This window comes from Neobacillus niacini (genome assembly GCF_031456445.1).
GTDB classification, from domain to species: Bacteria; Bacillota; Bacilli; order Bacillales; family Cytobacillaceae; genus Neobacillus; species Neobacillus niacini_I.
This window is the reverse complement of record NZ_JAVDUQ010000030.1, coordinates 49,032-72,823: the sequence shown is the minus strand read 5'-3', so window position 1 is coordinate 72,823 and position 23,792 is coordinate 49,032. Positions and strand designations below refer to the sequence as shown.

Genomic DNA, 23,792 nt, shown 5'->3' with positions numbered 1-23,792 from the left:
ATTTAAAAAAGATGACCCCTGTTCAATACAGAGATCATCTTCTTAAAACTGCCTAGGCTTTTTTTAAAATGTCCTTTACAAAGGGTACATTTTAAAGAGGGGAAGCTTTTGTTTTATTCACTATTTTGTGTTGTGTTAAAAAAATTTTGTCCTTTATTGGTACTTCCTTTTTTGTGTTTTCCCATTTTTCCATCTGATTCATAAGATAACGATTTGCCTTTAGTTTTATTATTCTTCATCTTAACCCTCCTCAAAATTATCGTTTACTTAACTTCTTTTTTCATTCATCAGACAGCTCTTATATTAAATATCGTAAATAGATATACACAGTACAGATGATGATGGACAGAATCATTAATGGAAAGGCGATCAGCAGAAATTTTCCAAAAGAAATATGATATCCTTCTTTTGCAGCCAATCCTGCAACAATTACGTTCGCGCTGGCTCCAATGAGTGTTCCGTTACCGCCAAGACAGGCTCCAAGCGACAGGCTCCACCAAAGTGGTTCCAAGTTATCGATTCCAAGTGATCCCATGTCTTTAATCATCGGAATCATGGTTGCAACAAATGGAATATTGTCAATAAACGCCGATGCAATCGCACTTACCCATAGAATTAAAATAGAGGATGAAGCCACATTACCGCCGGTAAGATGTACAGAATAATCGGCTAGCAGGGAAATAACACCCGTTTCAATTAATCCTGAAACGAGGACGAACAATCCGATAAAGAAGAAAATCGTCAACCACTCAACCTTTGAAAACGCTTTTTCTAAATGCTTTTCCCCGGTTAATAACAGCAAAAGAAATGCCCCTGCTAAGGCAACGGATGCGGATTCCAATTGGAGAAGCTGGTGCAAAAAGAATCCCAAAATGGTAAAGGCAAGAGCAATAAGGGATTTTACCAATAACTTTTTATCAGTAATTTCTTGTTTTTCATCCAAATCCATTAAATTCGCTTTTAATTCAGGAGTGGTTTTTAGCTGTTTTCGATAAATAAACGCAAGAATCACGATATTCACAATCAAAACAAAAAAGGAGATTGCCGTTAGATTATAGATAAATTCCATAAAGGTAAGTTCCTTTACGGCACTGCCAATCATAATGTTCGGAGGGTCTCCAATCAAGGTGGAAGTTCCGCCTACATTGGATGCAATAATTTCTGTAATTAAATAAGGGATTGGATTTACCCTCAATTGTCTAGTAATACTAAAAGTGACGGGCACCATTAATAGGACCGTCGTGACATTATCCAGTAAGGCTGAACCCAGTGCAGTAATGACGCTTAAGGCGAGGAGAATTTTAATAGGGTCTCCCTTGACCTTTTTTGCAGCATAGATGGCAATATAATTAAAAAGACCTGTCTCGGATGTGATGGCAACAATAATCATCATCCCTGTCAGTAAACCAAGTGTATTAAAATCAATATGATGCAGGGCCTTTTCTTGATCTACGATTCCGAGAAGGACCATCATAATCCCACCGGCCATTGCAATAATGGTTCGATGAATTTTTTCTGTGACGATAAATGCATAGGTAATCAGGAATACAACTATCGCAATAATTGCCTGTGTTGACATTTTTTCTCCTCTTTCTGTATGTTTTATTTGGCCGAAAGGAAAGTATAACTTTCCTTTCAGGCATAAGTGCAACTACGCCTCTGTCTTCGCCCTTAGGGGCTCGCCAGTCGGCGAGTTTTCTTTAAAAAAAGCAAAAGGGAGCCTGTGTTGACAGACTCCCCCAAAAAACAAATCTATTTTTTCTTTTTATTATAGTAAAGTTAGTTCTAAACTGTAAAGAGAATTATTTTCAATTGTCAAAAGGATGAGTTTAAAGCCCGAGTTTTTTTATGAATTGCACTGTTTCCTCATGGTCCTTCTTAATTCGTTTGAACAGGGCCTTATCTGCTTTTACAAGCGAGTTTCCATTTTCATCGGCAATCGCTCTGGTAGTGGAACTGCTTTGTAAAACCATCCATCTTCCCGCTATTTTTTTTATCTTTAGATCGATAATCCCGAGCCTATTGCCAAATGCACCTGCCATCACTACCGGCTTTCCATTGATTTTTCCCGTTTCTATATTTGTATGGGGCAGATAAGAATAGGCAGGTCCCGGGAAAATACCGTGCGAGTGCCCTGCGAGAATGGCATCAATTCCGGGAATTTTCGTTAGATAATAGATAGCATTTTCGGTATCAGGGTGATAGGGTTCATCACTAATACCTGTATGGGCAAGAGCGATAATGATATCTGCACCTTCCGCTTTCATTTGCGGAACCAATTCCTTTGCCGTTTCAACAATCGGCTTTGCCATCACCTTTCCTTCCAGGTTTGCTTTATCCCATTTCATGATTTGCGTCGGCATAAATCCAATTACACCTATCTTAATTGGATGAAATTCCCCTTTTTCGTCGAGGACTTCCCTATTTAAAATGACATAGGGTTTAAATAAAGGTTTTTCTTTTTTTAAGGAATAAACATTTGCATTTACATAAGGCATTTTCAGCCCCTTTAATGCTTCCTTGATAAAAGAAAGTCCATAATTAAATTCGTGGTTCCCAATCGTAATGGCATCATAATGTAAATAATTAAAGGCGCGGTAAACAGGATGGATTTTTCCTTTGTGGAGTCCTCGTACCCGTACTAAATATTCACCGAGAGGATTGCCTTTTAAATGGTCACCATTATCAAATAACAAGGAGTTCTCCACTTCTTTCCTTGCCTGTTTGATTAAGGTAGAGGTTTTGACAAGCCCAATTCGGTTGTCCACTTTTGTTTGATAATAATCATAATTCACAAGTGAGGCATGCAAATCGGTTGTCTCAAGAATCCGTAATTTAACCATTTCACTTGAATCGACCCTGCTCTCTACCGCAAAGGATGGTGTAGGGGAGGATTGCCAAATAAGTATGAGAGTTAGCAATAGAAGGGTGATACTTTTCGTTCGTCTCAAAACATTCTCCTCCAAAAGTTTAGTATTTTTAGTATTTGTTTTAATGGAGGTAGTATGAGTGTGTAATGGATAAATCTACTTGGACAGAAAATTGTCATAAACATATGAATAAAAAATGAAAAATGGTGATCTTCCCATTTAAAGTGGTGACATTTGTCTATAATGGAGGTATCCAAAGCGGGAGGTAATGAAAAATGAATGTAACAACCATAATTGAATTAGAAAACAACGAAGTAGAAGCAATCACAGGAGCCCAGTTAGTTTTTGCTCAAGAAAAAATTGCTGAAAATATTATTGAAACCTGTGTCGAATGTTTTCAGGTGAAGGATTCTGAGGAAAAGATTTCGACAGAAGAAGCAATGCAGAAAGTTTTTGAGCAATTAAAAAATGAGGGAGTCATTCCTTCTAAGGTAGAAGATTTTTCCTTTGAAATGCCGTCTTGTGAACGTATGAAAAGTAAAACCCAAAATGCAAATGATCTTCCGCAAAAAGTGGTTCTCTCATATATGTCATAAAAGGAGTTCTTTGAACTTCTTTATTTTTTGTAGATAATTTGAACATATTAATTCTGTGTGACATGGCTCACTTAAATGAAAAGTGTTTTCAACTAATATGAGGTTAGAAACATTAAGGAGGTATTTATAGTGGAAAAGAATTCAGTAAAAGCTTTTATGGAATACAGTGAAGAAAGATTTACTAAAAGAGTGATTTATAAAAAGGGAGAAACAACTGCCTTTGTTTTAAACTTTTTGCCAGGGCAAGAGCTTCCAGTCCACAAGCATCCGGGAACTGAGGTTTATCTATATGTGGTAACAGGTGCGGGCACACTTGTCATTAATGGGGAGGAAACGGGTGTTACGGAGGCAGATCTTATCCATGTCAACAGTGAGGAAGAAATGTCTTTTAAAAATAATGGGAATGAACCTGTCAGCTTATATGTAGTCTTAAGCAAATATCCAAGCGAGCAATACGCGAAAAATATTTAATAAAACAGAACCAGCCTTTTTCAGGCTGGCTTTTTACGATTTTTACGCAATTGTTTATTTTTATACCCAAAAAACCACCAGTTCCAATCACCAAGAAGTTTCATTAAAGCCGGTACAAGAACCATTCTAACGATTGTTGCATCAATAAAGATGGCAATCGCAATCCCGACTCCCAATTGTTTGATCGGCATAACACCAGTGAAGGCAAACGCACCGGTTACGACAATCATAATGGCTGCCGCAGAGGTGATAATTTTACTCGTGTATGTTAACCCGGCAATGGTTGCTACGCTGTTATCACCTGTTTTTAAATAAAACTCTTGAATCCGGGAAATAAGAAATACCTCATAATCCATGGATAAACCAAATACAAGCGTAAAAACAAACACAGGTAAAATCAGCGCAATATCCACGGGTTTTAACCCGAAATGACCCTGCTGAAAAATCCAAACAACAATGCCGAAAGTACATCCCAGGCTTAATACATTCATCAAAATGGCCTTTAATGGAATGAGAATCGAGCGAAAGGCTGCCATAAGAATCAAAAAGGTGGATGCAAAGATTAACAATAATCCAAAAGGAGCTTTTGTGAAAATTTCATCAAAGATTTCTTGCTCAAATTTAATCGTGCCTCCATAGGAAGCCTTCATTCCTAAACCCCGTTTAGACCAGGAATCGACCCATTCCCTCGCTTTTGCTGAATGCTCACCCGTGTTTAAAAAAACTTCCAGACGCATTTTATTCCCGCGTAAAAAATAGTCTCTTATTGGGGCTGCCTTTTGTTTTGGTCCATTTTTCAAAAATTGATCAAGCTGTTCCGCATGTTCAAGTCCTGTAGCGGAAAAAGGAGAGTTGACGGTATGGACTAATGAGTCCTTCTGAATTTCATGGACGATTTTTTCTGCCTTGATTAGGTTTTCCTTATTCATAAAACCTTTGTTTGCTTCAAGAATCACCATCACTTTTTTCTCCTCACGCTTTTCCTTCGGGATAAAATGGTCGCGAAAAACTTCATACGCTATTCTTGAAGGATAGTTTGAAGGCAGGGAATCCGTACCCGGAATGATTAGAATCATTTGCTTAACAGGGATTAGACCTGCCAGCAAAATCGTAAGTGCTGCTAAGGTTAAAAAAATTGGATGTTTCATGACAAACTTGGCAAACCGGTGCCAAATGCTCGTTTGATTTTCTGTTATCTTTAAAAGGCTTAATTTATTGATTCTGCTTCCGATTATAGAAAGGAGAGCAGGAAGGAAAGTTAAGGCACAAAATACCGAAATGAACACTACGGTCATTCCGCCAAGTGCCACATTTTGAAAAATATCGATTTGAATGAACCAAAGTCCTGACAGTCCAATAAACACACAAAGTCCTGAAAAAATGATGGAACGACCGGCAGTTGAAACGGTTATTCTAATGGCTTCCGGTACGGAATTCCGCCGCAGTTCTTCTTTATAGCGATTAATAAATAGCAAGGCGAAATCAATACTTAACGCAAGCCCAATCATCGGAATAATATTTAAAATAAAAATGGTTAAATCGGCTCCATAGCTAAAAAAATAAACCGTTCCCATCGTAATAAAAATGGACACTACGCCAATGATGAGCGGTATTGCAGCAGCGACCAGTCCTCCAAAAGCAAGGATCAAGACAAGTAAAGTGATGGGGAGTCCAATCATTTCTGCCTTGGCAAGGTCCTCTTGGCTGGCGGTATTCAAGTCCTTTATGATGACTGGTTCACCTGTCATCGTTACCTTTAAACCTTTTTTGTTCTTTAGTATTTGTTTTAATTGGATAATTTCTTTTCTAAGTGCCTCTGCTTTTTTTTGAAAAGTGATGAGTCCGTAAGCGTAATCCTCTTTTATCATACCTTCCCCAGCATAGGGAGAGATCATTTCCTTTGCTCCATCAAAATTTTTCAGTTTTACAAATGTATCCTGTATAAAAGCTTTCCAGTCTTGGTTACTAATTGATTTCTCACGGTGAAAAACAAGGATTATGGAGGATTTAGGCTGTCCAAAATCTTTTTCAAGAATCTCCCTTGTTTGGTTGTATTCCCCGTTATATTCAAAGCCATTGCCACTTAATACAGATGGCAATTTCAATGCGTAAAAACCCAATACGATAATGGCGAAAAACCAAGTGAAAAGGACAAGCTTTCGATGTCGATAAATGAATCCGCCCAGCTTATTCATAATCATTTGCCCCCTTTGATTTACATAGACTCTCGGCATTCGCCGATTCAGATGGTTCAAGGGTTTTCTTAAACCACTTATATTTAATTCCTCCTACTTTGTATAGGGGGGATTTTTCTTTTTACAAAAAGGCTCTAAATTTGCCTGTTGATTTCCGTTCCAGGCACTTCGCTTTCCGCGAGCATCCTGGAGCGGAAATCAACCACTTCTCTAAAAGCAACAAAGTTTACGAAAACAGCCTTTACCTAGTCGATTTTTTAAATAATGATAGATGTAGGTTTATTGGCATGCACATTTTTAAAAATACAATGAAACCGATAATGACTTCAGATATTTCGGACAGAATTCCCAGTGAAATTTTTACAAGCCTCTCGATGAATTGCTTATTTATTCCGAGAGTCTATTTACTTTTCCCCAAAAAATAAACCGTTAAAAGAGACAAGAAATGTAATTGGGATAAAATATTGTTCATTTAAGTTTTTACAAATGTTCATTTATTTGATATAGTTACAGAGTGAATAGGAATGTTAACTGTTAATAAAATAAATAAGGGGGAAATTTACGATGACACAAAATATTGTGAAAATGATTGACCATACTTTATTAAAAGCTGATGCTACTAAAGCTGATATTGTAAAACTTGTGGAGGAGGCAAAAGAGTATTCCTTTGCATCTGTGTGTGTAAACCCGACATGGGTTCGTACGGCAGCGCAAATGCTCGCGGATACTCCTGAGGTAAAAGTTTGTACAGTAATTGGTTTCCCGCTTGGCGCTTCAACTCCGGAAACAAAGGCATTTGAAACAAAAAATGCAATCGAAAATGGTGCGGATGAAGTCGATATGGTCATTAACATCGCAGCACTTAAAGACCATGATGACGAATTAGTTGAACGAGATATTGCAGCAGTTGTGGAAGCGGCAAAGGGAAAAGCATTAACGAAAGTGATAATTGAAACTTGCCTGCTAACGAAGGAAGAAAAAGTAAGAGCTTGTGAACTTGCAGTTAAAGCCGGGGCCGATTATGTAAAAACCTCAACAGGTTTTTCAACAGGCGGAGCGACAGTCGAGGATATCCGTCTCATGCGTCAAACCGTTGGACCGGAAATTGGCGTCAAAGCATCAGGAGGTGTCAGGAGCCGTGAAGATGCACTTGCAATGGTAGAAGCAGGGGCTACTCGCATTGGTGCAAGCTCAGGCGTTTCAATCAGCAAAGGTGGACTTTCTTTAAGTGATTATTAAGAATAAGCTTTTAAGTGGCAAGAGGTATCTCCGCAATAATGTGGAATACCTCTTTTTTTATGGCAATGTTAAGGTCCTCCATAAACCTTCTATATTTAGAAAAATCGAAGAAAAGGACATGGTGTTGAAAAATAAAATTTTCAGTTTAGAACAGTTTGCTTTAATCAAACAGTTGAGTAAAGGTATTTGTTTTTCTTAATCTTGAAAAAACTTTTCTCAACCATGATAGGAAATGGAACAAATTAACCTATAAAACGACTGTAACAATAGTGTTTATACGGGAAATTAAAAGTTGGCATGAATATTGCAAATTAATATTCATGTTTAAGATATTAGTACAGAAAGGAGGCAAGTGATGGTTAAAACAAGGAATAGAAAAGCCCCTGGATTACTTTGGAATCCGTTTAAATATAATTTGGAAAATCAAACTGGATAAAGAAGGTGGATAAAATGCTAAACCCATTGGCGTTAGAATTAAATCAAGTCATCGAAGAAAGGAATAAACCAGTATATGAGATGTTTTCATTGTTAGGAAAATCCTTGTATTTCCCAAATGGGATTGTCAGTCAAGCAGGAGAGGCAAGGGGGAAAGCGGACCGATTCAATGCAACAATCGGGATGGCTACAGAGGGTGGACAACCCATTTATATAGATGTGATTCATAAAAACCTTTTTTCCTATGATCCGAAAGACCTGTATCCATATGCACCACCCGCAGGAAAACCGGAGCTGCGTGAGGTTTGGAGAAAAAAGCTTCTAAAGGATAATCCTTCTCTTAAAGGAAAGGAATTTGGCACCCCAATTGTGACAAGCGGGCTGACCCATGGCTTGAGCATCGTATCCGACCTGTTTGTGGAAAAAGGCGATTCGATTATATTGCCGGATAAGTATTGGGATAATTATCATATCCTATTCAACATCCGCCACGGCTGCGAGACCGTAACCTATCCTTTATTTACGAAAGCAAACGAATTTAATGTAGAAGGTATGCTGGAGGCTCTTTTGTCCTGCAAGAATGGTAAAGCGATTCTTGTCCTTAATTTTCCGCATAATCCTACCGGGTATACTCCTACGGAGAAAGAGGCAGAAAGAATTCTTGATGCCATCAGGCAGGCTGCGGATCATGGGATTAATATTGTTGCTGTTATGGATGATGCTTATTTTGGATTGTATTATGAAGATTCAATTAATGAATCTATATTTGCCCGTTTAGTAGGATTTCATCGGCGTGTCCTCCCAATTAAAATTGATGGAGCAACGAAAGAAGAGTATGCCTGGGGTTTTCGTGTTGGGTTTCTCACATTTGGAATTCAAGATCCTCTGGTTTTTGAAACTTTGGAGAAAAAGGCTATGGGCTCTATTCGAAGTACAATCTCATGCAGTCCGCACCTTTCTCAAACGATCATTTTGGATGCCTTGTTAAATCCCGAATTTGAAATGCAGCGCAACGAGAGAAATAAAGTAATAGAAGACAGGGCCAAACGAGTCAAAGAGATCTTAGCAGCCGGGAAGTATGCGGATGAATTCGAACCCTATCCATTCAACTCCGGATATTTCGTATCTCTTCAAATTAAGAATTCCGATGCTGAAACACTAAGGGTCCACTTGCTCAATCAGTATGGAGTGGGGACCATCTCCCTTGCCGAAACGGATCTTCGGATTGCCTTTTCTTGTGTTGATTTAAAGGATCTAGACCGTCTTTTTGAACTTATCTATCAGTCTTGTAAAGAATTGAATCAATGTTATATAAAGCAATGACATTTCGGAAATTTTCCATCACTCGGAGGACAAAACTTCATCACATATTGGCATTCCCACTTCAATTCCTCGCGAGTCGGTTACGTGTTTTGATGAGTATGTCGGACCAGGCTATGCTTTACCTACGCCTGAAATGGTGGTAGCAGTCAAGCTCATGGCAAGAACAGAAGAGATTTTGCTGGATCCAGTCTATACAGGTAAAGTGGCAGCGGGACTGATTGATTTAATCCAAAAAGGCTTCTTTAAGCCGGAAGATCACATCCTATTTGTGCACTCTGGCGGGTCCACAGCGTTATATGCCAATACTTCGCTTTTTCAGTGAAGTTATTGTTACTCAAATATCTAAAAATTTTATCAACTTTTGGAAAAATATTCTCATTATTGAGAAATCAAGTATAATCATTTATATAAAGTGTATAACGGAAAAACAAATAGATTGGCAAAACAATGGGGTTTTGCTTTTTTTTGCACATAGTTTTTTGAAAATTAAAATTTGGCTTGAAATTTGCATAGAGATAGATAAAAGTACGTGAGTTCGTAGGAGGGAGAAAACGTGAGGGGTATCACTCAAAATCATGAATTTATTCAAATCTTTTCAGAAAACCTTACAGCGGTACTTGGTTTTGATATCACCATACTTGATCGAAACGGTAATCGGGTTAGTGGAACAGGAAGTTATCAACATCAAATTGGCAAACCCGCACCTGATGGCTCCTTGTTACGGGCTGTAATGAAGACGGGCAGACCCGATATGACTTATGATGTCATTAAAAATGAATCCCATTGTATGAGCTGTAAATTTTTTAAGGAATGCAAAGAGACAGCAACCATTGGTTTTCCAATTGTCAAGGGAAGTGAGACATTAGGAGCCATAGGACTCATGGGCTTTTCAATGGAACAAAAAGAAAAGATGATCGAAAATGCTGAATCACTCAAGGAATTTCTCCAACATCTAAGTCTTGTAGTAGAATCCCAGTTAATCTCGCAAAATGAAAGATTCCAAGGACAATGCCATTTATACGAAGAAACATTAAATTCGAATAAAGTCATTACCTTTGATGGCTTCATCAGCAAAAATGAGGATATGAAAGATGTAATCCGTAAAGCTAAGCGTATCGTAAATAGCACGGCAAATGTTTTAGTTAGAGGCGCAACGGGAACGGGGAAAGAGGTATTGGCAAAGGCCATTCATTATGAAGGAAATCGGAAAAACTACCCCTTTGTTGCGGTTAATTGTGCCGCTATACCAGAGAGTTTACTAGAAAGTGAATTATTTGGCTATGCGGGCGGGGCTTTTACCGGAGCAAACCGGGAGGGAAAAGCAGGGAAGTTTGAGCTGGCGAACAATGGAACTATCTTCCTTGATGAAATAGGAGATCTTCCTCTTTCCCTACAGCCCAAACTTCTTCGGGTATTACAGGAAAGAGAGATTGAAAGAGTGGGAGGGAACAAATCGCTGCCTGTAAATGTTCGTGTGATAACCGCAACACATCGCAATTTAGAAGAAATGGTTCAAAATGGTACCTTCCGCGAGGATTTATATTATCGAATCAATGTAATCCCCTTGCATACAAAGTTATTGAAGGAGAGAAGGGATGACATTCCCTTCTTCCTACAGTACTTCATTTGTAAGTATTGTTCGATCTTACATCGTCCATATATGACGATGGATCCACAGGTGGAACAATGGCTCATCCAATATGATTGGCCCGGGAATATTCGGCAGTTAGAAAATGCTGTAGAGTATATGGTGAATATGGCAGAATCGGATGTAATTGGCTTTCATGATCTTCCGGATTATTTGTACCAAATTCAGGTACCTGTTCATACTGGCGGGTTAAGTTTAGATGAGATGGTGGCCGAATATGAAAAATCCATTATCCAAAGTTTCTTCCTGAGTGGTCAAAATCGAAAAGATAAAGAAAATGTGGCGGAAGAATTGAAAATTAGTTTATCGACTCTTTATCGTAAGTTAGAACGATACAATCTAAAAGTTTGATCACTTCACCGTGTGGGAATTTACTGGGGGCATGAACGTACATTACAATTTTTAAATAAACTTTGTTTGTAAATTGGAAGTAAAAAAACGGCAGTTTTTCAGATTACAAAAATTAGGAGGCGAAAATACTCATGAACTACTCATCAAAACTAGTAAAAGTAAATAAAGATCCAGGGCATGGCTCACACATCTCCCCTGTTTATATGACTTCAACATTTGTTTTTGATAATGCTGAGGTAGGAGCACAACGCTTCGCAGGAGAAGATCCAGGATTTATGTATTCACGCCTGGGAAATCCAAATGTAAGAGAACTGGAAGAGAAGGTAGCGGCATTGGAATTTGGTGAAGGTTGTTTGGCTTTCTCATCTGGAATGGCTGCCATAACTGGCTGCCTTTTGGGTGTTTTGCAAGCAGGGGATCATGTTGTTGCACACACAGCGTTGTATGGGGCGACGCACGCATTTCTAGCCAAAACGGTAAAGAAATTTGGAATTGATGTAACATTTGTCCCATTTAAGACAGGGGAAGAGATTGAACCACACATAACAGATAGAACAAAAGTGATTTACTTTGAAACACCTTCCAATCCTACGCTTTCCTTAGTGGATATGAAGAGTGTAGCGGCGATTGCTAAGCAAAAGGGGATCTTGACGGTTGTTGATAATACGTTTTTGTCTCCATATTTACAAAATCCTATTTCTTACGGCATTGATATTGTCGTCCATAGTGCAACAAAATATTTGTCTGGTCATGGATATCTTATTGGCGGACTCGTAATTTCCAGCAAGGAAATCATTGATCCGATGAGAAAAGAAGTGCAGAAGACGATGGGAGCAAACTTGTCCCCTATGGATGCCTGGCTTCTCTGTCAGGGGATACGTACCTTACATGTTCGCATGGACCGCTCACAAGAAAATGCACAAATTTTGGCTGAACGCCTGGAAAAACATAAGGCGATAGAGAAGGTATATTTTCCCGGACTTGCAAGTTTTGAAGATCAACAGATCATGGAGAAACAAATGAAAGGTCCCGGAGCAATGATTTCTTTTGTCTTGAAGGGGGGATACGAAACAGGTGTTAAACTTATGAATTCAGTAAAACTGAGTACTTTAGCCGTTTCCCTAGGTGATGTAGGTACATTAATTCAACATCCAGCTTCCATGACACATGCGATCATCCCGAAAGAAGAAAGAGAAAAAGCAGGTCTCGATGATGGACTCGTTCGTTTTTCAGTTGGAATTGAGGATGTAGAAGATATATGGAAGGATCTTGAAATGGCATTAGAATAACAGTACGGCAAAAGGAATTGCTCTTCAGTAAGGTCTTTGGTAGGTAAATATCTGAAGATTTTATCAACTTTGAGAGAAGGTATTTTCATTATTGAGAAATTTAGTATAATAGGGAAATAGAAAATTAGCAAAACAATGATGTTTTGCTTTTTTTTTACATAGTTTTTCGGGAATTTAAAGTTGACTTGAAAATTGCATAGAGAAATAGTACATAGAAAAGTTTAAAAACACTGGAGCATACGGGAGGTAGAAAACGTGAGAGGTATCACTCAAAATCGGGAATTCATTCAACTCTTTTCGGAAAACCTTACAGCGGTACTTGGTTTTGATATCACCATCCTTGACCGAAATGGATATCGGGTTAGCGGCACAGGAAGCTATCAACATCAAATTGGAAAACCTGCACCTGATGGCTCCTTGTTACGTGCTGTAATGAAGACCGGCAGACCCGATATGACCTATGATGTTATTAAAAATGAATCCCATTGTTTGAGCTGTAAATTTCTTAAGGAATGCAAAGAGACAGCAACTATTGGTTTTCCGATTGTCAAGGGAAGTGAGACATTAGGAGCCATAGGACTCATGGGCTTTTCAATGGAACAAAAAGAAAAGATGATTGAAAATGCTGAATCACTCAAGGAATTTCTCCAACATCTAAGTCTTCTAGTAGAATCCCAGTTAATCTCGCAGAATGAAAGATTCGAAGCAAAATGCAATTTATACGAAGATACATTAAATGCCAATAAAGTCATTACCTTTGATAGCTTCAACAGCAGAAATGAGGATATGAAAGAGGTAATTCGGAAAGCCAAGCGGATCGTAAATAGCACGGCAAACGTTTTAATTAGAGGTGCAACAGGAACGGGGAAAGAGGTATTGGCGAAGGCGATCCATTATGAAGGGAATCGGAAAAACCACCCCTTTATTGCAGTAAATTGTGCCGCTATTCCGGAGAATTTGCTAGAAAGTGAATTATTTGGCTATTCGGGCGGGGCTTTTACCGGGGCAAACCGGGAGGGAAAAGCAGGGAAGTTTGAGCTGGCGGATCATGGAACCCTCTTTCTTGATGAAATTGGAGATCTCCCTCTTTCCTTGCAGCCTAAACTTCTTAGGGTATTACAGGAAAGACAGATTGAAAGAGTGGGAGGGAACAAATCACGCCCTATAAATGTTCGTGTGATAACGGCAACACATCGCAATTTAGAAGAAATGGTTCAAAATGGTACCTTCCGCGAGGATTTATATTATCGAATCAATGTAATCCCGCTAAATACAAAGTCATTGAAGGAGAGGAGGGATGACATTCCCTTTTTTCTCCAATACTTCATTTGTAAGTATTGTTCAATCTTAAATCGTCCATACATGATGTTGGAACCACAAGTAGAAAAATGGCTAATCCAATATGATTGGCCAGGGAATATTCGGCAGTTAGAAAATGTTGTGGAGTATATGGTGAATATGGCGGAATCGGATGTGATCGATTTTCATGATCTTCCGGATTATTTGTACCAGATTCAGGCACCTATTCAGACCGGAGGGTTAAGCTTAGATGATATGGTTGCCGAATATGAAAAGTCCATTATTCAAAGTTTCTTCATGAGTGGTCAAGGTCGAAATGACAAAGAAAAAGTAGCCGATGAATTGAAAATTAGTTTATCGACACTTTATCGTAAGCTAGAACGATATAATCTAAAAGTTTTATAACTTTTCCCTGAGATTGCAATTTCATTTGCAATCTTTTTACTTTAAGGAAAAATATTTTTGAATAATTAATAAAATATTTTTCAAATTTGGGAATAGAAGAACATTACTGAATGGTCATGTTTCGCTATAACCATCGCGGAAATGATAATTTCATCTCTTTTTTGCAAGTAGAAATGTTGAATTAACAAGGATTTTATTTTGGCACAACTCTTGCATAATAATTAATCAAAAGGAGTGAAAAAAATGGAACTGGATACAAAATTAATTCACGGTGGTCCGTTGATTGATCAGTATACCGGAAGCTCATCCGTACCGATCTATCAATCCTCTACCTTTCATCAAGCTCAATTTACGGAATCGCAAGAGTTTATCTACACGCGTTTTGGCAACCCAACAAGGAAAGCATTGGAGGAAACGGCTGCCTGTTTGGAGTTTGCTAAATATGGATATGCCTTTGCTTCCGGTATGGCGGCAATTTCTGCGGTACTGCTAAATTTCTCACAAGGGGATCACGTAATCCTTTGCAAAGATATTTACGGGGGAGCCTATCAGCTCGTAACAGAGATGTTTCCAAGATACGGAATCGAATACACTTTCGTGGATGAGACGGATCTTAACGCCTGGAAGAAGGCAATCAAGCAAAATACAAAAGGAATTTATATTGAAACACCATCTAATCCACTATTAACGGTTACCGATATTAGAGGTGTTGTTAGTTTAGCGAAGAAATACAACTTGCTGACCATCATAGACAATACGTTTATGACACCCATTTTCCAAAATCCGATTAAATTGGGAGTTGATATCGTCATACATAGTGCGACAAAATTTATCAATGGCCATAGTGATGTAAGCGCGGGATTGGTTGTGACCAATGATCAAGAGATTGCGGAGACGTTATTCAAAACGCAAAAAATGCTTGGCAATATGCTTCCCCCATATGATTGTTGGTTAATTTTAAGGGGAATCAAGACCATGAAAATCCGTATGGAAAAGGAAGTAGAAAATGCGGCATTTATTGCGAAAGAGCTTCAAAAACATAGCAAGGTGAAGGCTGTCTATTATCCGGGTCTTGAATATCACAATGGAAGAGAGATTCATTTTTCCCAAGCAAGCAGCGGTGGAGCTGTCTTAACATTTGATTTAGGAAGCTATGAAAATGTGAAGGACTTTTTTGCCCATGTAAGCATTCCTATAGTGGCCGTTAGCTTAGGCGGTGTAGAATCGATATTATCTTATCCTTACACGATGTCCCATGCCGTAATTCCTGAAAAAGAGAGGCTTGAATTAGGGGTGACAGTTGGGTTAGTTCGGCTGAGCTGCGGCATTGAAGATAAAAATGATCTTCTAAATGATTTATTTAAAGCCTTGGATCATGTAAAAACAGACAATGTCTTACAGAAAAAAATACTATAAGGAATGGAAAATGCTTTATGGAGAAAATAAAGATCGCCAATGTACCCACAAAGGTTGAAAAAGTGGACTTTTTCAATAAACACTTAAACAAATCAGTTTTTATCAAGCGCGATGACCAGACGGGAATGGGATCATCGGGGAACAAAATTAGAAAGCTGGAATATTTATTAGCTGATGCTAAAAACAAAAAATGTGATTATTTAATTACCTGTGGCGGAATCCAATCGAACCACGCGAGGGCAACTGCAGTGTTGGCGGCTAAATACCAAATGAAGTCCTTATTGATTTTAAAAGAAAGTGAAGTAAATAGAACGGAAGGGAATCTATTTCTTAATAAATTAGTTGGTGCAGCAATTAAGTTGGCAACTGAGGATGAGTATCAGGATTTAACGCCAATGATTGCAAAATTGACGAAAGATTTGACTAATTCCGGACACACCCCCTATGTCATTCCGATGGGAGGCTCAAACGGCATTGGTGCTCTAGGGTATGTAGAAGCCTACTATGAAATACTCCATCAAGAACAGGAATTAGGAATCGTGTTTGACACGATTGTGGTTACGAATGGGTCGGGCGGTACCTATGCCGGTTTGTTATACGGAAATAAAGAAAGCAATCAAAATAAAACCATTATTGGCATGAGTGTTTTAAATCAGAGGGAACAAGCCGTTCATGATCTATTTCACATTATAGAGGATATGAATCAATATAGAGCCAATCATTTCAGTTTTTCGGCTGAGGAAATCAACATTATTGATCGCTATATAGGTTTAGGTTACGGTAAGAGCCAATTGGATGAACTGAGATTTATAGAGAAATTCGCACAAGAAGAAGGAATTATCCTTGACCCGGTATATACCGGGAAGTCGATGTATGGTTTGTACAACGAACTTAAAAATGGAAAACTTCAGGGAAGACAAAACATATTGTTTATTCATACCGGCGGGATTTTTGGCTGGACGGACGAGAAGATTAATATGTTGTATGGAGCTATTTAAAATTGTCTGTTTTTTGGACATATCTCGGGATGTGTCCGGCAGATTTTTTAAAAGCTTATTTGATCATGTTAATGGTCATCGCAAAAATGTAAACGCATTCGCGGTGTTTTTAGAAAAATGAGGAGGTAAGTATGATTCACAACTTTGATGAAACGTTAGATCGAATTGGTTCTGATTCCGATAAATGGGACAATGAAGGAAAAGGCGGCACATTGATTCCACTTGGCATTGCTGATACCGATTACAAGGCACCACGTGAAGTATTAGATGCTGTAAGGGAAAAGGTGGATTTTGGCGTATTTGGTTATGGATATTTTCCTCATGATCGATTTACTAATGCTATAAGAGGTTGGTATGGCCGCCATCATAAAATCGATATTAGGGAAGACGAAATTAGTTATGCGCCTGGATTAATGACAGGGGCGTTATGGATGTTTTTAGATGCTTATACCAATCCGGGAGACAAAGTAGTGATACAGCCTCCTGTCTATGCCACCTTTAAAAAAGTAATTGAGAATTTTAATAGAAGAGCAATCGACAATCGATTAATTTACCACAAAGGAGATGGTTATCAGATTGATTTTGAAGATTTAGAAGACAAACTAAAGAAGCCCGATGTGAAAATACTCCTTGTATGTAATCCTGCCAATCCAATCGGGCGGGTATGGACAAAAGCGGAAATGCAGAAAATATATGATTTATGCCGTGAGAATAACGTAATTATTATAAGTGACGAAATTCATAGCGATATGATTCACAAAAGTTTGCCTTTTCACTCCTTTTTAGAGATTTGTGAGGAAGAAGATCAAAATGTGGTGGTAATGAACTCTCCAAGCAAAACCTTTAATTTAGCATCTTTCTTCAGTGCATATGTGATTGTAAAAAATAAAAATATGAAAAAAGCATTTGATGATATTTACACAAAATACCACTTTGATTATAACTATTTAGGAGTTGAGGCCTTAATCACTGCTTATAATAAATGCGATTATTATGTGGATGAATTAAATGCTTATTTACGAAGCAATATTGATTTTTCGATTGATTATATCCAAAAACATTTACCGAAGTTAAAAGTTCAGTATCCTGATTGTTCCTATTTGCTATGGATTGACTGTGTAGGGCTGGGCCTCACCGGTACGGAATTGGCTGAATTTTTTACAGACGCTGGGGTTAGAGTCAATGATGGGAGTTCATACGGAAAAGATAGTGGTAACTTTGTAAGAGTAAATATTGCTTGCACAAGGGCTTTACTTGAGCGAGCATTGAAACAGATTAAGCTAAACTATGACAAATATGGTTTTTAAAAACTAATTGAATTGTGAGGTTTTGCGTATGGGGAACAAACCTGAAAAGCAAGGAAATGCAACTGTTTCGTGGGATGATAAATCGTATAAATTTCCGGTATCATTTAAATATGCAGTGGTTTCTGTCTTAATCTTTTTCGGTCTGCTGCTTACAGGAACACTTGGTTTTGGTGCATCTCTGGAATTAATGTTTTTGTTGTTATGGATTGTCGTGGCCTTGCTAGTCATGAAACTAGGATACAAATATAATGAAGTTCAAAATATGGCTTGGGAAATGGGAAAGCAATCTTTTGAGCCGAATACGATTATATTAGTAGTCGGCGTCATGATTGCTACCTGGATGGCTTCTGGTACAATCCCTTATGTTATGTATTGGGGCTTAGAATTAATTTCACCGCAATACTTTTTAATCACGGCTTTGCTCCTAACATCAGCAACATCTCTTGCAACCGGAACTTCATGGGGGACTTTGGGTACAGTGGGTTTGGCCTTAATGACAGTTGGTAATGCACTTGGAGTTCCCCAAGCAATGACAGCAGGTGCCATTATTTGTGGTTCCTTCTTTGGAGATAAGTTGTCACCATTGTCTGATAGTACCATTTTAGCAGCTACCGTTGCCGGCTCTAAAGTAATGTCACACGTAAAACATATGTTATGGTCTACTGTCCCGGCGTATATTCTAACAGCAATTATATTTATCATTTTAGGCTTAAAGTATGGAAAAAACGGATCGAATATGCAGGAGATTCAACAAATCACTGGTGTGATATCAAAGCATTTCAATTTATCTTGGATTTCATTGATTCCTCTCCTGGTTGTACTAGTGATGCTCATAAAGGGCATTCCATCTATTGTTTCGCTGTTAATGGGAGTGTTTAGCGGCATGGCTGTCGCTGTTTTTGCTCAGGGATATAATTTAACAAAAATGTTTGATATCATGACCAATGGATTTGTGTTTAAAAGCGGCAGTACGTTAGTTGACCCCATCCTAAGCAGAGGCGGGCTCTACAGTTTAATGAGCTCATTCCTTGTTGTTCTTTTGGCCATGTGTGTAACGGGAATGCTGGAGCAATCTGGGATTCTGAGTTCTTTAGTGGAGCCATTAGTTAAACGAACACACGGCTCTACTTTTAAAATAACTTTAGTGACTATGTTGATTGCCTTAATCACAAATATGATTGGCTCATCGATGTTATTAACTGCAATTGTAGCGGGTTCACTTATGAAAAATGTCTTTAAAAATAATCATTTGGCGCCAGAAAATCTTTCGCGTAATATCGAGGATGTTGGAACGATGGGCGCACCAGTTATTCCATGGAATTCCAACGCAATCTATTGTTCGCAAATGTTGGCCGTATCGCCATATGCCTACTTCCCATATGTCTTTCTAGCCTTCTTTGTCCCATTATTCGATTTACTTTATGGTGTCACTGGATTTGCAATAAAGAAGTTAAAGCCTGAGAAGCTCGAAGATGTTGAAACAGTAACTAAAGCGATCTAAGTTAATAGGTTTTTATGTAGGCGATTCCTGAAGACATTATAGGAATCGCCTTTTCATTAAAACCTTCTTGGCTTTTAATCTACCGTTTGAAATAGGAGTTAGTACATATTTTCTTAGTTTTAAAAAAATTTTTTTCAAACATGATAGGAAATAGGAATGATTAATCTATAAGAGACTTAAAAAATAGTGATTTTACAAGGTATTAAAGATTGGCACGAATATTGCAAGTTAAATTCATGACTAATAGATAAGGAGGGAAGAGATGTATAAAGTTATTATTCTAGGGACTGGACCTGCTGGGTTAACCGCAGCAATCTATTTAGCCCGTGCTAACATAAGTCCTTTGGTCATTGAAGGGCCTGAACCAGGGGGGCAATTGACAATGACAACAGATGTTGAGAATTTTCCTGGTTTTCCTGAAGGGATTATGGGACGAGAGCTAATGCAGAACATGCGAAAGCAAGCTGAGTTTTTTGGAGCAAAGTTTAAAAGAGGATGGGTTAAAAAAGTCGACTTTTCCAATAACCCTTTTACCTTAACGGTGGAAGGAATAGGGGAGCTTAAAACGCAATCATTAATCATTTCAACGGGAGCTTCTGCGAAACTTTTGGAAATTCCGGGGGAAAGAGAAAATATTGGCCGTGGGGTAAGCACCTGTGCAACATGCGATGGATTTTTCTTTAGAGGAAAGAAAATTATTGTTGTCGGCGGCGGAGATTCTGCTATGGAAGAGGCAAACTTTTTAACGAAGTTTGCTTCGGAGGTTCGGGTTGTCCACCGCAGAAAGAAGCTTCGCGCTTCCCAAATTATGCAAGACCGTGCCAGAAGGAATCCCAAAATTACGTGGAGCTTAAATTCCATTCCTGAAGAAGTGATCGCAGGGGATCGACACGTTACTGGCTTGAAAGTAAAAAACAGCGAAACTGGAAAAGAGGAAATTCTAGAATCTGATGGTATTTTCGTTGCAATCGGGCATAAACCGAACACAGCATTTTTAGACAATCAAATTAAAACGGACGATATGGGATATATCGTGGTGAATCCTGGTACAACCGAAACCAATATTCCTGGTGTATTTGCCTGCGGGGATGTTCAAGATCATAAATACCGCCAAGCCATTACGGCTGCGGGAAGTGGTTGTATGGCTGCTCTGGATTGCGAAAAATATCTTGATGCAAGTGAATTATATAGTGGAAACAATCAATCTATCATGGAGAACCAAATATAGGGGAGGATTTTAATAATGAAAGAGATTAAAACAAAACAAGAGTTTGAAGAGGCGATTTTATCAACAAAACCAGTTATGGCTAAATTTTATGCCGAATATTGCCCAGATTGTCAGCATACCGATTTATTTATGCCAACTTTGGAAGAAGCATATAAAGAAAAAGTAGATATGATTACAGTAAATCGTGAACATTTTCCAGAGGTTTTAGAGAAGCTGGATGTGTACGGAATCCCAAGCTTTATTGCTTTTCAAGAAGGGAAGGAACTGGACCGCTTTGTAAGTAAACTTGGAAAAAGTCAGGAAGAGGTTGAAAAGTTTCTTAATCAAATTGTAGAGGCAAGTGGAAAACTAGGATAGAAAATCCTTGCCTATGGCCAATAAATATGGAGCAAATCACTCTATATTTATTGGCCATTCTATTAATCCCAATGATCTTATTAACTACTTTTTATAGAAGTTATGTAATCCTCTTGTGACTCTAAGGGGGAATTTTTTGAGTAATTGAAAAAATATTTTTCAAATTTGGGAATAGAAGAACAGTACTAAATGGTAGCTTTTCACTATAATCATCGCGGAATTGATAATTTCACATTTTATTTGCAACCATGAATGTTGAATTAACAAGGATTTTATTTTGGCACAACTCTTGCATAAAAAGTAACTGAATAGAAGGAGGTGGAGTCAATTTGAAGAGGGTAGTTATTGTAGTGAAGAAAATTTTCTGAATATTGGAACAATGAGGAAAAATCTAACGAACAGTCTGCAATTCATTCATTTTTTAAAAATATAGGGGGGAACTTTTTATGAAAAAGAGTATAATCTTCATTGCTTTTTCGCTGATCGCAGCACTTATATTAACGGCATGTGGAAATTCTCAAAAACAAACATCAGCCAAACCTGATAAGGCGGCTGAGAGTAAGTCCCTACTAGAAAAAATTAAAGCAGATGGTACGATTAAAATCGGTACAGAAGGAACATATGCCCCGTTTAGTTACCATGATGCATCGGGAAAATTGACTGGTTTTGATATCGAAATTGCTGAAGAAGTAGCAAAAAGACTTGGTGTGAAAGCTGAATTTGTTGAAACTCCATGGGACGGAATTTTTGCGGGACTTGATTCGAAGCGCTTCGATATCATTGCGTGTCAAGTAGGTATTCGTCCTGACCGGCAGGAAAAATACGATTTTTCCGACCCAACTAATGTGTCAAAACCTTACTTAATTGTTAGCAAAGATAATAACACGATTAAAACATTTGAAGATTTGAAGGGGAAAAAATCAGCTCAGTCACTAACAAGTATGTTTAAAGACATGGCAGCTTCCAAGGGCGCTGAAATCGTCGGTGTTGAAGGATTTAATCAAGCTATTGATTTATTAATTTCAAAACGTGTGGATGCGACGATTAATGATGGCCTGTCTTATCTTGATTACAAGAAGCAGCAGCCTAATGCCCCGCTTAAAGTTGCAGCCGAACTTGATGAACCTACACAAATGGGAATTATGTTAAGAAAAGGGAATAAAGAATTGGTTGATGCTATTAATAAAGCACTTGCCGATATGAAGAATGATGGAAAGTATTTAAGCATTTCAAAAAAATACTTTGAAACCGATGTTTCCAAATAAGGAGTGTTCTAATGTTGGATCATGAAAGAATGGATCGAATTATTGACATCGTTGTCAACTCATTTTTACCGATGTTAAAAGCAGGAATTGCTTTTACCGTGCCGTTGACACTCATCTCTTTTTTTCTGGGACTGATTCTTGCTCTGCTTACTGCACTGGCTCGAATCTCGGGAATTAAACCTCTGGACGCTGCTGCACGATTTTATGTATGGGTGATTCGAGGAACACCGCTGCTTGTTCAGCTGTTTATTATTTTTTATGGTCTTCCAAGTATTGGGGTTACCATTGGTCCGCTGCCATCCGCTATAATCGGTTTTACGATTAATGTGGGCGCCTATAACTCAGAGATTATTCGAGCAGCTATACTTTCCATTCCCAAAGGTCAATGGGAGGCAGGTTACTCAATCGGGATGACCTATCGCCAGGCATTAAAAAGAATTATTCTCCCTCAGGCAACAAGGGTATCTGTACCGCCTTTGGCAAACAGTTTTATAAGCTTGGTAAAGGATACATCGTTGGCCGCTACCATTACGGTGACGGAAATGTTTAGAGTGGCTCAGCAAATTACCGCAACAACCTACGAACCATTGATACTTTATTGTCTAGCAGGATTTATTTATTTGATTTTCAGTACAGTTCTTTCGAACGCTCAAGGACGTATGGAAAAACGACTCGATCGTTATGTAGCGGGCTAATTTGATAGGGGGGAAATATACATGATTGAGATAAAGAACCTGCATAAACAATTTGGACAAACAGAGGTTTTAAAGGGAATCGATCTAAAAATTGAAGAAGGCAATACAGTTTGTATTATTGGGCCATCGGGTTCAGGGAAAACAACTTTGTTACGTTGTCTGAATTTATTGGAAGCGCCTACAATAGGGACCATTAAGCTTGGAAAGTTTTCTTTGGATTTTAAGGAAAAAAAATCCGTTCCAAAAGATCAAGTGATTAAGTTCCGTCAACAAACCGGTATGGTTTTTCAAGGGTACAATTTGTTCCCTCATATGACAGCACTTGAAAATGTGATGGAAGGTCTTGTTTACGTTCGTAAACAAAACAAAGAAGCCTCACGTACGAAGGCTCTTCAATTGCTGAAAAAGGTAGGATTATCGGAACGGGCGAACCATTATCCATCACAGCTATCCGGTGGACAGCAACAGCGTGTAGGAATTGCACGGGCGATGGCAATGGAACCTGAAGTCCTGCTTTTTGATGAACCTACTTCCGCGTTAGATCCTGAGCTAGTAGGAGAAGTACTTAAGGTCATGAAAGAACTTGCTAAAGAAGGAATGACGATGGTTGTCGTGACTCATGAAATGAATTTCGCTCGTGAAGCAGCAGATAAAGTCGTATTCATTGATAAAGGTGTGATTGTTGAAGAAGGAACACCGCAACAAATTTTTGAACATACAGGGCATGAACGAACATTACAATTTCTAAATAAACTTTGTTCATAGGTAGGGCCTAAGATTGCAAATTTAATTTGCAATCTTTTTTTGAATAATTAAGAAAATATTTTCAAATTTGGGAATCGAAAAACAGTACGGATAGGTAGATTTCCACTATATTCATAGCGGAAATGAAAAATTCTCATCT

The 23,792-nt window shown here is 38.3% G+C and carries 20 protein-coding genes and 1 pseudogene; 17 read left to right on the top strand and 4 right to left on the bottom strand.

Annotated elements, in window-relative coordinates; genetic code table 11:
- Window positions 1-113: 113 nt before the first annotated feature.
- The 3 genes from J2Y67_RS20845 to J2Y67_RS20835 form a co-directional block, all read right to left on the bottom strand.
- Window positions 114-239 carry a hypothetical protein gene (locus J2Y67_RS20845; RefSeq protein ID WP_310177165.1) on the bottom strand — a complete coding sequence of 42 codons (126 nt, stop codon included), beginning with the start codon at window positions 237-239 and terminating at the stop codon, window positions 114-116.
- Window positions 240-298: 59 nt separating this feature from the next.
- Window positions 299-1,579 (bottom strand): ArsB/NhaD family transporter, encoded by a 1,281-nt coding sequence (locus J2Y67_RS20840; RefSeq protein ID WP_310177164.1) that lies wholly within the window; start codon window positions 1,577-1,579, stop codon window positions 299-301.
- A gap of 250 nt (window positions 1,580-1,829) precedes the next feature.
- Entirely contained in the window at window positions 1,830-2,951 is a 1,122-nt protein-coding gene (locus J2Y67_RS20835; protein ID WP_310177162.1) for a metallophosphoesterase, read from the bottom strand.
- 194 nt (window positions 2,952-3,145) lie between these two features.
- Here J2Y67_RS20835 and J2Y67_RS20830 point away from each other — a divergent pair, with 194 nt between their 5' ends.
- A complete protein-coding gene (locus J2Y67_RS20830) occupies window positions 3,146-3,466 on the top strand; it encodes a hypothetical protein (RefSeq protein ID WP_310177161.1) in 321 nt (106 codons plus the stop codon).
- 129 nt (window positions 3,467-3,595) lie between these two features.
- Entirely contained in the window at window positions 3,596-3,937 is a 342-nt protein-coding gene (locus J2Y67_RS20825; protein ID WP_310177159.1) for a cupin domain-containing protein, read from the top strand.
- 20 nt (window positions 3,938-3,957) lie between these two features.
- Here J2Y67_RS20825 and J2Y67_RS20820 read toward each other — a convergent pair whose 3' ends face one another.
- Entirely contained in the window at window positions 3,958-6,132 is a 2,175-nt protein-coding gene (locus J2Y67_RS20820; protein WP_310177158.1) for an MMPL family transporter, read from the bottom strand.
- A gap of 564 nt (window positions 6,133-6,696) precedes the next feature.
- On the opposite strand from J2Y67_RS20820, the gene deoC reads away from it, so the two are divergent.
- The 15 genes and pseudogenes from deoC (at window position 6,697) to J2Y67_RS20745 (ending at window position 23,653) form a co-directional block, all read left to right on the top strand.
- Window positions 6,697-7,371: a deoxyribose-phosphate aldolase gene (gene deoC / locus J2Y67_RS20815; protein ID WP_310177156.1), complete on the top strand. Its 675-nt coding sequence runs from the start codon at window positions 6,697-6,699 to the stop codon at window positions 7,369-7,371.
- 450 nt (window positions 7,372-7,821) lie between these two features.
- Window positions 7,822-9,129, top strand: coding sequence for an aminotransferase class I/II-fold pyridoxal phosphate-dependent enzyme (locus J2Y67_RS20810; protein WP_310177155.1), 1,308 nt, complete (start codon window positions 7,822-7,824; stop codon window positions 9,127-9,129).
- 28 nt (window positions 9,130-9,157) lie between these two features.
- A pseudogene (locus tag J2Y67_RS20805) lies at window positions 9,158-9,451 on the top strand (pyridoxal-phosphate dependent enzyme); the annotation flags it as partial.
- Window positions 9,452-9,682: 231 nt separating this feature from the next.
- Entirely contained in the window at window positions 9,683-11,128 is a 1,446-nt protein-coding gene (locus J2Y67_RS20800) for a sigma-54 interaction domain-containing protein (RefSeq protein ID WP_310177153.1), read from the top strand.
- A 131-nt stretch (window positions 11,129-11,259) separates the two neighbouring features.
- Window positions 11,260-12,417 carry a trans-sulfuration enzyme family protein gene (locus J2Y67_RS20795; protein WP_310177152.1) on the top strand — a complete coding sequence of 386 codons (1,158 nt, stop codon included), beginning with the start codon at window positions 11,260-11,262 and terminating at the stop codon, window positions 12,415-12,417.
- A gap of 255 nt (window positions 12,418-12,672) precedes the next feature.
- Entirely contained in the window at window positions 12,673-14,121 is a 1,449-nt protein-coding gene (locus J2Y67_RS20790) for a sigma-54 interaction domain-containing protein (RefSeq protein ID WP_310177151.1), read from the top strand.
- A gap of 243 nt (window positions 14,122-14,364) precedes the next feature.
- The gene (locus tag J2Y67_RS20785) at window positions 14,365-15,537 is read left to right on the top strand and encodes a trans-sulfuration enzyme family protein (protein ID WP_310177149.1); all 1,173 of its coding nucleotides are present in this window, start codon (window positions 14,365-14,367) and stop codon (window positions 15,535-15,537) included.
- Between the two features lie 17 nt (window positions 15,538-15,554).
- Window positions 15,555-16,535, top strand: coding sequence for a 1-aminocyclopropane-1-carboxylate deaminase/D-cysteine desulfhydrase (locus J2Y67_RS20780; protein WP_310177147.1), 981 nt, complete (start codon window positions 15,555-15,557; stop codon window positions 16,533-16,535).
- Window positions 16,536-16,666: 131 nt separating this feature from the next.
- On the top strand, window positions 16,667-17,842 hold the full coding sequence (locus J2Y67_RS20775; protein ID WP_310177145.1) for a MalY/PatB family protein: 1,176 nt from the start codon (window positions 16,667-16,669) through the stop codon (window positions 17,840-17,842).
- A 28-nt stretch (window positions 17,843-17,870) separates the two neighbouring features.
- Window positions 17,871-19,343 carry a Na+/H+ antiporter NhaC gene (gene nhaC / locus J2Y67_RS20770; protein WP_310177143.1) on the top strand — a complete coding sequence of 491 codons (1,473 nt, stop codon included), beginning with the start codon at window positions 17,871-17,873 and terminating at the stop codon, window positions 19,341-19,343.
- A 262-nt stretch (window positions 19,344-19,605) separates the two neighbouring features.
- On the top strand, window positions 19,606-20,571 hold the full coding sequence (gene trxB, locus J2Y67_RS20765) for a thioredoxin-disulfide reductase (RefSeq protein WP_310177140.1): 966 nt from the start codon (window positions 19,606-19,608) through the stop codon (window positions 20,569-20,571).
- 15 nt (window positions 20,572-20,586) lie between these two features.
- Window positions 20,587-20,928: a thioredoxin family protein gene (locus J2Y67_RS20760; protein ID WP_310177138.1), complete on the top strand. Its 342-nt coding sequence runs from the start codon at window positions 20,587-20,589 to the stop codon at window positions 20,926-20,928.
- Window positions 20,929-21,374: 446 nt separating this feature from the next.
- Entirely contained in the window at window positions 21,375-22,193 is an 819-nt protein-coding gene (locus tag J2Y67_RS20755; RefSeq protein WP_310177135.1) for an amino acid ABC transporter substrate-binding protein, read from the top strand.
- An 11-nt stretch (window positions 22,194-22,204) separates the two neighbouring features.
- Window positions 22,205-22,888: an amino acid ABC transporter permease gene (locus J2Y67_RS20750; protein WP_310177133.1), complete on the top strand. Its 684-nt coding sequence runs from the start codon at window positions 22,205-22,207 to the stop codon at window positions 22,886-22,888.
- A gap of 21 nt (window positions 22,889-22,909) precedes the next feature.
- A complete protein-coding gene (locus J2Y67_RS20745; RefSeq protein ID WP_310177131.1) occupies window positions 22,910-23,653 on the top strand; it encodes an amino acid ABC transporter ATP-binding protein in 744 nt (247 codons plus the stop codon).
- The last annotated feature ends 139 nt before the right edge of the window (window positions 23,654-23,792 follow it).